Origin of the sequence: Streptomyces sp. NBC_00466 (assembly GCF_041433995.1) — a bacterium.
Classification (GTDB): Bacteria; Actinomycetota; Actinomycetes; order Streptomycetales; family Streptomycetaceae; genus Streptomyces.
Map to the genome: position 1 here is coordinate 6838270 of NZ_CP107896.1, position 11942 is coordinate 6850211.

Annotated in this window: 9 protein-coding genes; 6 read left to right on the forward strand and 3 right to left on the reverse strand. The window is 71.2% G+C overall.

The window, feature by feature from the left end; all coding sequences use genetic code 11:
• Positions 1 to 41 precede the first annotated feature (41 nt).
• Positions 42 to 2468, reverse strand: coding sequence for a GH92 family glycosyl hydrolase (locus tag OG210_RS30715; protein ID WP_328323638.1), 2427 nt, complete (start codon positions 2466 to 2468; stop codon positions 42 to 44).
• 295 nt (positions 2469 to 2763) lie between these two features.
• Between OG210_RS30715 and OG210_RS30720 the strand changes: the two genes are divergently transcribed.
• The 4 genes from OG210_RS30720 (at position 2764) to OG210_RS30735 (ending at position 7679) form a co-directional block, all read left to right on the forward strand.
• Entirely contained in the window at positions 2764 to 3270 is a 507-nt protein-coding gene (locus tag OG210_RS30720) for a DinB family protein (RefSeq protein ID WP_328323636.1), read from the forward strand.
• 141 nt (positions 3271 to 3411) lie between these two features.
• The gene (locus OG210_RS30725; protein ID WP_328323634.1) at positions 3412 to 5463 is read left to right on the forward strand and encodes a SpoIIE family protein phosphatase; all 2052 of its coding nucleotides are present in this window, start codon (positions 3412 to 3414) and stop codon (positions 5461 to 5463) included.
• Between the two features lie 151 nt (positions 5464 to 5614).
• Positions 5615 to 5974: a VOC family protein gene (locus OG210_RS30730; protein ID WP_328323632.1), complete on the forward strand. Its 360-nt coding sequence runs from the start codon at positions 5615 to 5617 to the stop codon at positions 5972 to 5974.
• 628 nt (positions 5975 to 6602) lie between these two features.
• Positions 6603 to 7679 (forward strand): medium chain dehydrogenase/reductase family protein, encoded by a 1077-nt coding sequence (locus OG210_RS30735; RefSeq protein WP_328335297.1) that lies wholly within the window; start codon positions 6603 to 6605, stop codon positions 7677 to 7679.
• A gap of 105 nt (positions 7680 to 7784) precedes the next feature.
• Here the strand turns inward: OG210_RS30735 and OG210_RS30740 are convergent, their stop codons facing one another.
• On the reverse strand, positions 7785 to 8618 hold the full coding sequence (locus OG210_RS30740) for an aldo/keto reductase (RefSeq protein WP_328323630.1): 834 nt from the start codon (positions 8616 to 8618) through the stop codon (positions 7785 to 7787).
• A 222-nt stretch (positions 8619 to 8840) separates the two neighbouring features.
• Between OG210_RS30740 and OG210_RS30745 the strand changes: the two genes are divergently transcribed.
• The gene (locus tag OG210_RS30745; protein WP_328323629.1) at positions 8841 to 10031 is read left to right on the forward strand and encodes an acyl-CoA dehydrogenase family protein; all 1191 of its coding nucleotides are present in this window, start codon (positions 8841 to 8843) and stop codon (positions 10029 to 10031) included.
• 427 nt (positions 10032 to 10458) lie between these two features.
• Here OG210_RS30745 and OG210_RS30750 read toward each other — a convergent pair whose 3' ends face one another.
• On the reverse strand, positions 10459 to 11157 hold the full coding sequence (locus tag OG210_RS30750; protein ID WP_371539789.1) for a hypothetical protein: 699 nt from the start codon (positions 11155 to 11157) through the stop codon (positions 10459 to 10461).
• A gap of 107 nt (positions 11158 to 11264) precedes the next feature.
• On the opposite strand from OG210_RS30750, the gene OG210_RS30755 reads away from it, so the two are divergent.
• Positions 11265 to 11924, forward strand: a complete 660-nt coding sequence (locus tag OG210_RS30755; RefSeq protein ID WP_328323625.1) for a TetR/AcrR family transcriptional regulator — start codon at positions 11265 to 11267, stop codon at positions 11922 to 11924.
• The last annotated feature ends 18 nt before the right edge of the window (positions 11925 to 11942 follow it).

The following is an 11942-nucleotide window of genomic DNA, read 5'->3' on the forward strand; positions in this document are numbered from 1 at the left end:
CGGCTTCCCCGCCTCCCTGGCCCTGCCGCCGTCCTGCGCGGTCAGTGCGGAAGGCTGCCGGGCGCGGTCGCCCAGGTGGTGTCGGGGCGGTCCGACAGCCGGTAGACCAGGCTCCCGCCCGAGGTGACGAGTGCCGCGTCCGTCCAGGAGCGGTCACTGCCAAGGCCGTTGACGGAGAGTCCGCTGATGTACGGATGCGACGCGTCCGCCGCGGGCGCGCTGAGGGTGATGTCGCCCCTGCCTGCGCGGCTGACGACCGCCTCCGGGAACAGCGGGGCGCCCACCAGCATCGACGCGCTGCCCGGTGTCTGCGGATACAGGCCGAGCGCGGAGAACACGTACCACGCGGACATGGTGCCCAGGTCGTCGTTGCCCGGAAGTCCTGCCGGACCCGTGCCGTACACGGTGTCGAGGATCTGCCGGACGGTGGCCTGCGTCTTCCAGGGCTGCCCGAGCGCGTTGTAGAGCCATGGGGCGTGGATGCCGGGCTCGTTGGTCGGGTCGTAGCGCAGGGCGTCGCCGCCCTTGACCGACCAGGCACCGTCCGCCGTGTGGAAGAACCCGTCGAGCCGCTCGGCCGCGGCCGGCCGTCCGCCCATCGCGGCGGCCAGCCCCTGGACGTCCTGCGGCACCATCCAGCTGTAGGTCGCACTGGTGCCCTGGGCGAACCCGAGGTCGCTGCCCGCACTGAACGGCGTCACCCATGAACCGTCCGCGTCGCGCGCCTGGATGTAGCCGGCGTCCGCGGTGGCCAGCGGGTTGAAGACGTTGCGCCACCACCCGCCGCGTGCGGTGAACTCGGCGGCCTCGTCCGTCCGGCCGAGCAGCTTCGCCCATTTCGCCAGTGCCGAGTCCGCGACCGCGTCCTCCAGCGTCTCGGCGGCGCCGCCCCAGCAGTGGCAGACGTCCTGGGGCGCGTAGTGCGAGACCAGATACTGGGCGAGGTTGGGGCGCTGGCCCGTGCACTGCCCCGGGCACCCGGCGTCCGACAGGCCGTCGGGCCGTGGAACGGTGGCCTGGCGCACCAGGGAGTCGAAGGCGCCCCGGTAGTCGAAGTTCCGTACGCCCATTGCGTAGAAGGTCGCCAGGGTCGCCGCGGTCGGGTCGCCAGTCATCACATGGGTGGCCCCGCTGATGTGCACCCAGCGGTCCCACACACCGTCGTTCTGGCGGGAGAAGTTGTAGAGCGACTGGGCGAAGTCACCGGCCACCTCGGGTTTGAGGACGGCGAGCAACTGTATCTGCGCGCGGTACTGGTCCCAGCCGGAGAAGTTGCTGTACTGCGCCCGCTGGCCCCGTTCGATCCGGTGCGGGGCGCCGTCCATGCCGGGGTAGCGGCCGTCGGTGTCGCTGATCAGGTTCGGCTGCATCAGCGAGTGGTAGAGCGCCGTGTAGAAGGTGGTGCGCTGCGCGGTACTGCCGCCACCGGTCCGTACCGCGCGCAGCTCGCGGTCCCAGGCGCGGCTGGTGCTCCGCGCGACGTCCGCGACGCTCGCACGGGGCGCTATCTCCTTGCGCAGGTTGGTCTCGGCGCCCCCGAGGCTGACGTACGAGATGCCGAGGCGCATCCTGACATCGTTGTCGGACGAGGTGTCGAAGCCGACCCAGCCGCCCGAACCGCGGCCCGCGCGGTCCGCTCCCGTCGCGTAGCCCTCGCCGCCCGAACCGGAGACGGACCCCGGCGAGAGCGTTCCGTCCCGCCAGGTCCCGTATGTGGAGAAGGCCCGGTCGAAGGAGGCGCTGAAGTACAGCTTGTAGTAGCTCTTGCGGTTGTTGGTGCCGCCGTTGGCGCGGCGGCCGCAGAAGGCGCCCGTGAGGACCCAGCCGGTCACCTTGCGGTGGGCGGTGTCGATGTCGACATGGGCGTCCTCGCTGCCGTTGAGCGAGTTGGAGACGCGGAAGAGCAGACTGGCGGGCTTCCCGGCCGGGAAGGCGAAGTCGGCCACGCCGGCCCGCGGGCTGACGGCGAGGTCCGCCGACGCGCCGGAGTCCAGGCCCACCCGGTAGCGGCCCGGAGTGGCGCTCTCGTTCTCGTGCTCGAAGCCGGAGGCGTAGACCGCGTCCTTGGCGTCGGCCGACGGAGAGGACGTGACGTCACCGACGAACGGCATGACCGGTACGTCGCCCGCGGCACCCGGCGCACATCCGGCGCCGTTGACATGGGTGAGGCTCAGCCCCCGCATCCGTGTCGTGTTGTAGTCGTAGCCGTTGGCGGCGGCCGTGTTGGTCTGGTCGCCCTTGGTGCTGGTCGGGGACCAGCCGATCATTCCGTACGGGGCGGTGGCCCCGGGGTAGGTGTTGCCGCCGTTGGCCGAGCCGATCAGCGGGTCGACGTAGGCGGTCGGCCGCTGCACCATCGGCGCGGCCTCGGCCGACGGCGCGAGCAGAGCGGCCGCCAGGGCGGTGGCGACTCCCACGGCTGCGGCCGATGCGCGGGTCCGGCGGGAGTGCGGTGGTCTGAAAAGCATGGAACGGGCCTTCCGGCGGGGGCGGGTGGACAGCGCCCGTGCGCCGGCCCGTGGTGCTGCCGCCACGCGGGGCGACGCGATCATAAGTCGCCCGAGCAGTACGGGACATGACGCGGACAGCCCGTTCGGTGAACGGCGGGTGAAGGGGCCCGTGCGGGTTGTGCGCCGCGGCGCGTGTCGAACACTCTGCCGGGGCCGGTGACCGGCGAAGGTGATGGCAGGCAGGCAGACAGGCAACACCGTTCCGGGCCCGGCCGACCGGCGCGGTCCCACTCGTACGGCCGAGGAGCAGCGGATGAACACCGCAGATGTTCTGGCAGACGCGTTCGACCGTATCCAGGAGTCCGTGCACGAGGCCGTCGACGGCCTCCCGGCCGGGGATCTCGGCGTACAGCTGGACAGCGGGGCGAACTCGATCGCCTGGCTGGTCTGGCATCTGGCCCGGGTGCAGGACAACCACGTGGCCGACGCGGCTGGTCTTGAGCAGGTGTGGCTGGCGCAGGACTGGGCCGGCCGGTTCGGGCTGCCCTTCGCCGACACGGCGACCGGTTACGGCCAGAGCGCCCGGCAGGTCGCCCAGGTGCGGGCCGACGCCGCCCTGCTGACCGGGTACTACGACGCGGTCCACGAGCAGACCGTGGGCTTCGTCCGGGGACTCGACGACGCCGCACTCGACCGGGTGGTCGACGAGGCGTGGTCGCCGCCGGTCACGCTCGGTGTCCGGCTGATCAGCGTCATCGGCGACGACCTGCAGCACGTCGGCCAGGCCGCCTTCGTCAGGGGAGCCCTGGAACGCCGGTAGCGCGGCCGGGCCACGCCCCCGGGTGCCTGGGCCGCCCCGTTCCGGGGGCCCGGCCGCACGGCCCAGGACCGCAGCCCTGATGCGGGGACAGCCGCGAAAAGTTAAGCTTTGGCCACCTCAGCCCTCCTCCGGAGCGACCGTATGGCAGGACGAGATCTTCCCCTGATCGGGCCGGGCGAGCGACTGGCCCTCAACCGTATGGGCAGTTTCGACTGGGACCTGCGCAGCGGGACGCTGGAGTTCGACGAGCCCGGTCTCGCCGTGTTCGACCTGCGCCCCGACGAGTTCGACGGCCGCCCCGAGTCCCTGGGCAGCCGCATTCCGCCCGAGGAGGGCAACCGGCTCGACGCGGCGCGGACACAGGCCATCCGGACCGGCCGTTCCTCGTACGGGGTGTACTTCCAGCTGCGGCGCCGCAACGGAGTCCGGCAGTGGACCCACACCCGCGGCCGGATCCTGCGGGACGAGCAGGGAACCCCGTACCGCGTCATCGGAATCGTGCGCAACGCGACGACCGAACTGACCGAATTCGTCACCGTCAGCCCCGTCGAAGCGGGCCGCCGACGGCTGACCACCATGGTCCAGGGCACCACCGACGCGCTCTCCCGCGCTGTCACTGTCGACGATGTGACGGCAGTCCTGACCGGCGAGAACGGGCTCGAACGCTTCGGGGCCGACGGCCTCGTCCTCGGCCTCGTCGCGGGCGGGGCACTGGAACTCGTCGCGCTCTCCGGGGACTCGATGCACGTCCTGGACGACCTGGGGCGCCACCGGCTCGACGGCTCACTGCCGCTCGCCGCCGCGGTCCTGTCCCAGCAGCCGCGGTTCGTCACCTCGCTGACCGATCTCTCGGACGAGTTCCCCCGGCTGCGCCCGTACGCCGAGCGGATGGGGTTCGACGCGGCGGCCTTCCTGCCGCTGATCGCGCAGGCCCGGTCCATCGGCTGTCTGGCGCTCTTCTACCGGGGCCGCAGCCGCTTCTCGTCGGAGGACCGCAACCTCTGCCTGGGCCTCGCGGCCATCGTCGCCCAGTCCCTGCAGCGCGCCGTCCTCTTCGACCAGGAGAGGGAGTTCGCCACCGGGCTCCAGTCCGCCATGCTGCCCCGGCGCATCCCCGAGTTCCCGTCCGCCGAGATCGCCGTGCGCTACCACTCGGCGTGGAGCGGCAGGGAGGTCGGCGGCGACTGGTACGACGTCGTCGCCCTGCCACGCGGCAGGGTGGGCGTCGTGGTCGGTGACGTACAGGGCCATGACACACACGCGTCGGCCATCATGGGCCAGCTCCGTATCGCCCTGCGCGCGTACGCGGGGGAGGGGCACACCCCGGGCAGCGTGCTGGCGCGCGCCTCCCGCTTCCTCGCCGAGCTGGACACCGACCGCTTCGCCACCTGCACCTACGCCCAGGTCGATCTGGCGTCGGGTGCGGTCAGGGCGGTCCGCGCGGGGCATCTCGGACCGCTGATCCGCCACACCGACGGGCGGGTCGGCTGGCCGAACGTGCGCGGCGGTCTCCCGCTCGGCCTGGGCACGGAGTTCGGGCAGGAGGAGTACCCCGAGACCCGCCTCGACCTGGTGCCCGGCGAGACCCTCCTGCTCTGCACCGACGGCCTGGTCGAGGAGCCCGGCACCGACATCGGTGTCGGGATGGACGCGCTCGCCGACGCGGTACGCCAGGGTCCCGACGAGGCGGAGGCGCTCGCCGACGACGTGGCCACCCGGCTCTGGGAGCGCTGGGGCACCAGTGACGACGTCGCCCTGCTGGTACTGCGCCGGGTGCCCGACCCGGGGACCCCGCACGCACCCCGGGTCCACCAGTACATCCACCAGGCCGACCCGGAAGGGCTCGCCGAGGCACGTGCCGTCCTGCGCGGCGCGCTAGAGGCATGGGGGCTCGAAGAACTCGTCGACGATGTGGAACTCGCCGCGGGGGAGCTCCTGGTGAACGTGCTGCTGCACACGGAGGGCGGCGCTGTTCTGACGCTGGAGGTGCTGCCCGAGCCGGTGCGGCGGATCCGGCTCTGGGTCCAGGACCGCTCCAGCGCCTGGCCGCGCCGCCGCACCCCCGGGGAAGCGGCGACCTCGGGGCGCGGCATGATGCTGATCGACGCGGTGTCGGCCCGCTGGGGCGTGGAACCGCGCGGGGACGGCAAGGCCGTCTGGTGCGAGTTCGAGCCCTCCGGCACCGGCGCCTGAGCGACCTCCGCTCACCTTGAGCTCCGACCTCGGACCTCTCGGTGGGTGATCGAGCCGCCGCTGTGCCCATGGGAGGCGGCGCGCCAGGAGCCGCGTCGGTGAGCCCGGCGAGCCCGGCGGGCAGATCTCGGCGGACTGATAGCTTGCACGGATGATCAGCGGTGCACACACGGTCGTCTACGCGAGCGATGCCGAGGCGGCGCGTGCCTTCTTCCGCGATGTGCTCGGGTTCCCGTACGTCGACGCCGGAGCCGGCTGGCTCATCTTCAAGTCCCCGCCTGCCGAACTGGCCGTACACCCGGCCGATCCGCAGGCCGCCGGCGCCGCCGAGCTGTTCCTGATGTGCGACGACCTTGCCGTCACGGTCGCGGATCTGAAGGCCAAGGGCGTCGAATTCACCACGGACATCACCGAACAGCGCTGGGGACTGGTCACCTCCCTTGTGGTGCCGGGCGCGGGTACGGTCGGTCTGTATCAGCCGAAGCACGACACCGCGTACGACCTGTCCTGATCCGTAGCACCTGTAGCACCCGTAGGTCGCGGCGCCGTGCGGACGGCCGCCCTACGGCCGCGCGATGACCTTCACGCCCGCTGTCCGCCGTCGACCGGCATCACGGTCCGGTGACGTAGGACGCGGCGTCCGAGCAGAGCCGGACTGCCGCCGCGGCTTCCTCCGGCGTGGCCGGCCGAGCGGCGTGATCGCCTCCTGCTGCGTGATCATCTCGGTGGTCCCGGCCATTTGTGTGTTCGTCTGTGTGTTCGTCGATGTCGAGTACGGCGACCGCGGCGCCGCTCCGGGCGAGCTCCAGCGCCGTCGAGCGGCCGGTCGCACTGCCGGCGCCGGACTGGGACCGACTGCGTGAATCCGGAGTCGGGCATGGCCCGTTCGATGGCTGTGAGGTACCTGGTCGCGTCGTTCGTCGGCCGCCGCGCTCGGGTCGCGCCGGTCCCGGACCTGATCACGTCCCGGCGAGCCCGGAGTGCCGCCCGCCCGGACAGCAAGTGGCTCGTGCCGGAGGAAGTCCGCTGACCGGGGCGGGCGGGTCGGCTCCGAGGAGGGCGGGTCCTTTCGTGCTGTGCTTGACAAGCATCCGTAACAGCTTCACTCTTCAGTTAGAGCCTATAACCAAGAAGTGATGATGAAAGGCAGTGGCGTGATGACGAACGCCGAGAACGCCGGCCCCCTCAGGAGCGCCACGGTCACCGAGGTCGTCCTGCCGGGTGTGGTCGAGCCGGAGGGCCTGGAGGTGCGGACCCGGCCGGCGCCTGCCCCCGGGCCCGGTGAGGTGCTGCTGGAAATGGAGGCCACCGGCGTCTCGTTCGCCGAGCAGCAGATGCGCCGTGGCAAGTACTACGACCAGCCGGCGTACCCCTTCGTGCCTGGTTACGACGTGGTGGGCACGGTCGTGGGGACCGGGCCGGGCGTGGACTCCCGGCTCGCGGGACGCCGGTTCGCCGCGCTGCTCAAGACCGGGGGCTGGGCGGACCGTCTGCTGGTCGGCGCCGCCGATCTGATCCCGGTGCCCGACGGTGTCGATCCGGCCGAGGCCGAGACCCTCGTCGTCAACGGGATCACCGCCTGGCAGATGCTGCACCGCGCCGCCCGGATCCGCGCCGGGCAGACCGTCCTGGTCCACGGTGCGAACGGCGGGGTCGGCTCCACGCTCGTACAGCTGGCCCTGCTCGCCGGGGCCCGCGTCATCGGTACGGCTTCGCCCCGCCACCATGAGGCCCTGCGCGCCCGGGGCGTCGTCCCCGTCGACTACCGGGCGCCCGGTCTGGCGGACCGGCTGCGGGCCGCCGCCCCGCACGGCGTGGACGCCGTCTTCGACCATGTGGGCGGTGACGGCGTCGTCGACTCGTTCCGGCTGCTGGCGCCCGGCGGCACCCTCGTGTCGTACGGCACCGCGGCCACCCGCGACACGCCGGGATCCTCCAGGCTGCCGGTGCTCCTGCTGATCGGGCGGCTGACGCTCTGGAATCTGCTGCCCAACCGCCGCAGCGCCACCTTCTACAACATCTGGGCGGGGAGGCGGCGCGCCGCGGCGTTCCGGGCGCGCACGCAGTCCGATCTGACCCAGGTGCTGGATCTGCTCGCCGACGGCTCGCTCACCGCCCCCGTCGCGGCCCGCGTCCCGCTGGACCGCGCGGCCGAAGCGCTGCGGCTGGCCGAGTCGGGAACAGTCGCGGGAAAGGTCGTCCTGATCCCGTCCTGACCCCGCCCTGACCCCGTGCCGCAGCCGGGGCGCCGGCGGACCCGGGAGGCTCGGCGGCCGGGTCCGGGACTCCCGGGAACCCAGAACCCCCGCGGACCCGCCGCGCTACGGGACGTAGTTGAAGGTGTCCGGGTCGGGGCCGGTGCGCTCACCGCGGTCCAGGCCGGTGATGGCGGCCATGTCGGCCTCGGTGAGCTCGAAGTCGAAGAGCGCGAAGTTCTCCTCGACGCGCGAGCGCGTGACGGACTTCGGGAACACGATGTCGTTCCGCTGAATGTGCCACCGCAGCGTGACCTGGGCCGGAGTGCGGCCGACCCGGCGGGCGATCCCGGTGATCGTCGGGTCGTCCAGGACCTTGCCCTTGGCGATCGGCGACCACGCCTCGGTGGCGATCCGGTGCCCGGCGCCGAACGCGCGTACCTCGTCCTGCGTCAGGTAGGGGTGGACCTCGATCTGGTTCACGGCCGGCGCGATCTCGGTCTCCTGGAGGAGCCGGCGCAGATGGTGCGGCTGGAAGTTGGAGACCCCGATCGCCTTCGCGCGGCCCGAGCGGTAGATCTCCTCCATGGCCGTCCACGTCTCGACGAAGTCGCCGACGCCGGGCAGCGGCCAGTGGATCAGGAACAGGTCCAGATAGTCGAAACGCAGCTCGCTGAGTGTCCGGTCGAAGGCCTTGAGCGCGTCGTCGTGGGCGTGGAAACCGTTGTTCAGCTTGCTGGTGACGAAGACGTCCTCGCGGGCCAGACCGGAGTCGCGTACCGCCTGCCCGACCTCCTTCTCGTTGCCGTACATCTCGGCGGTGTCGATGTGCCGGTAACCGGTCTCCAGGGCGGCCAGCGTCGCCGCGACGGTGTCGGCCGGCTCGATCTGGAACACACCGAAGCCCAGCTGGGGGATCTGGACGCCGTTGTTCAGGCTGATGGTGGGAACCGCGTTCACAATCATTCCTTGCCTCGTCCGGATGATGCCTCGGTCAGGGGGCGGCCCGCGCCGCACCCTGGAACCAGGGTGCAACGGTGCGGGCCCCCTGTCGCATCGGCTGCCCGGCACAGCTGCCCCCATGCGGGGGCGGCGGCGAAGACGGGACGGTCATCGCCATTCCAAAAGAATGGAACACGTTCTACTGTGCCCCTCGATCCGACGCCGCACCGAGGAGGGGCCGTGCACCTCGAATACACCCCCGAACAACAGCAGTTGCGTACCGAGCTGCGCGCGTACTTCGCCGACCTGGTACCGGACAACGCCTACGCGCGGTACGCGGACCCGGCGGCCCAGAAGCGCTTCTACCGGGAGACCGTCCGCCGTCTGGGCGGTGACGGCTGGCTGGGTGTCGGCTGGCCGAAGGAGTACGGCGGGCGCGGGCTCTCCCCGATGGAGCAGTTCATCTTCTTCGACGAGGCGGCGCAGGCCGGTGTGCCGCTGCCGCTGATGGCGCTCAACACGGTCGGCCCGACGCTCATGCAGTTCGGCACCGATGAGCAGAAGTCGTACTTCCTGCCGAAGATCCTCAAGGGCGAGATCGACTTCGCGATCGGCTACAGCGAGCCCGACGCCGGCACCGACCTCGCCGCGCTGAAGACCCGCGCCGTGCGCGAGGGCGACGAGACCACCGGCCATTACACGGTGAACGGCCAGAAGATCTGGACGACCAACGGTGACACCGCCGACTGGGTGTGGCTCGCCGTCCGCACCGATCCGGCGGCCCCCGCGCACAAGGGCATCACCATGCTGCTGGTGCCGACGGACGACCCCGGCTACTCCTGCACCCTGATCAACACCCTGGCCTCGCACGACACCACCGCCAGCTACTACGAGAACATCAGGGTCCCCGCCTCCCGCCGGGTCGGTGACGAGAACAAGGGCTGGCGGCTGATCACCAACCAGCTCAACCACGAGCGGGTCACCCTCGCCGCCCACGGCACCATGGCCATCCGGGCCCTGCACAACGTCCAGCGGTGGGCCGCGGAGACGGAGATCGACGGCGGGCGCCGGGTCATCGACCTCGGCTGGGTGCGCGGCCGGCTGGCCACCACCCACACCCGGCTCGACGCGATGAAGCTGCTGAACTGGCAGATGGTCAACGCCGTACAGAACGGCACGCTCACCCCGCAGGACGCGTCCGCGGTCAAGGTGTACGGGTCGGAGGCCCGCAGGGACGCCTACGCCTGGCTGATGGAGGTCATCGGCGCGGCGGGCCCCCTCAAGGAGGGCTCGGCCGGCGCGGTGCTCCACGGCGAACTGGAGCGCGGCTACCGCTCGGCCGTCATCTTCACCTTCGGCGGCGGCAACAACGAGATCCAGCGGGAGATCATCTCCTGGATCGGGCTGGGGATGCCGCGGGTGCGGCGGTAGCCCCGCCGCTTCACCTGGGTACGGCGGCTGGTGGGGCGAAAAGGCGAGAGTGCCTTCCTGACCTGGGACGATGAACCTTGCTGAGGGGTTCAGTCGGTCCAGGCGGAGGGCGCTTTCTGTGTGCAGAGTATCGGGTTGCGTCCCATGGTCCATGTCAGTGCCGATGGGCCGGGGTTGGTCGGTCGTGCCGGGGCATCGTTGTCGGCCGATCTCGCTGATGCCGCCGGGCCGGCTGCCGCGTACTCCACTGAGCTCTGGCCGCTTCGGCCGTGCGGGACCGGGCATGATCCTGGCCGGACTGCCCCCATGCGGTGAGTAGCCGGGTAGCCGGTTCAGTCGACGCCGGGTCGAACGGCGCTGTCGAGGCCGCGAGGGCCCGGCCCCCGGCTGAAGAGTTCAACCGGCGGTGAGCGAGACCGGCAGTTCCTCAGGCCTGGGCAGTCGCAGCGGCAATGATCCAGTTCCTGAACTCGACGGCGTAGTGCCGGAGGTGGTGGTCCAGGACCTCGTCCGGGCAGGTGGCGGGGAAGTAGACAGTCAGGTTCGCCGTGAAGCCGTCGGGGGTGTCTCCGAACTGGATCAGTGCCCGGCCGACGACGGTGCCGTCCTCCAGGAAGAGGTTCGAGGACATCTTGCGCGGGAACTCGGACTCCGGGAGGAGCTCGGCGGCGTCCGCGGCCCAGGCCATCGCGTCCGTTCCCCAGCCGCCCATGTAGAAGGAACAGATGTGGGGGCCGATGTTCTCCACCACGCGCGCCCCGATGGCATCGGTGCCCATCGCGTAGTGCTCGGGGTGCGCGGCGAGGAGTACGCGCTCGTCGTCGCCCGCGAAGGCCCCGTCCATCCAGGCCAGGAACTCGCCCGAGGTGAGGCCCTGCGCGGCGAGCACGGTCGTGCCTGCCTTGAAGTTGCCGTCCGATGTGCGGGCGCTCTCGCGCAGGAAGGCATTGCCTTCCTCGATGTCCGCCGCCAGGAGGTCGAGCAGGCCCTGGCGTCCCAGCCGCGTCCGGAAGCGGTCCAGGGCACGGCGGGCGTAGAACAGCTCGAAGTCGTCGATGCTCCCGGCTCCGGCGGGCCCCGACTCGAGCGTCACGGTCACAGGCGGGGACGTCTGGGTGTCAGTCATGTGCAGCCTCCCATTGGATGCGAATGCAAGTTCACGTTCGCATTTGAAGAGTACTCAGAGGGACGCCTCACTTGTCAAGGACACCTGTCGAGACTGCCGCCGATACCATGAGGGGCGTGACTGATGAGCCGGGCCGCCCAGCGCCCTACAGGGAGCCCCGGCAGGCGCGCAGTGCCGCGACGCTGGCGCGCGTGCTGCGGGCGGCCGAGGAGATCGCCTCGTCGGCCGGCCTGGAAGAGATGACGATCACCGGCGTCGCGGAACGCGCCGGGGTCTCGGTGGGCACGATCTACCGCCGCTTCGAGGACAAGGAACAGCTGATCACCGCCCTGGCCGAGCGGATGCTGGAACGCCGTGAGCAGTACATGGCCGAGCGGCTGGGTGCGGCCGAGCCTTCGCTCTCCGGAGTCATGGACGCTTATGCGCACGCACTGCTGGAGTCCTTCGCCGACAGCAACAGTCTCTTCCCCGAGCTGCTGCGGGTGCGGGGGGTCAAGTCCCTGGACCGTGGTGCCCGCACCATCACCGAAATCCACCGCCTCCTGCTCGAAGCCGCGGCCCCCTACGCAGGCCAGATCCGGCGTTCGCATCCGGAGGCGGCGCTGGACACCGCGGCCCGCGCGATCCTCGGCGCCTGCTTCCACAACTCCGTACGCCCCGACCCCGCCACCGGCGAGACGGCGCTACGCCGGTACGCGGACGAACTCAGCGACATGGCACTCGCGTACCTGCTGGCCCCTGACCGCCGCCGCGCCGCCTCCGCCTGAGCAGCTCTCACCCGGGCG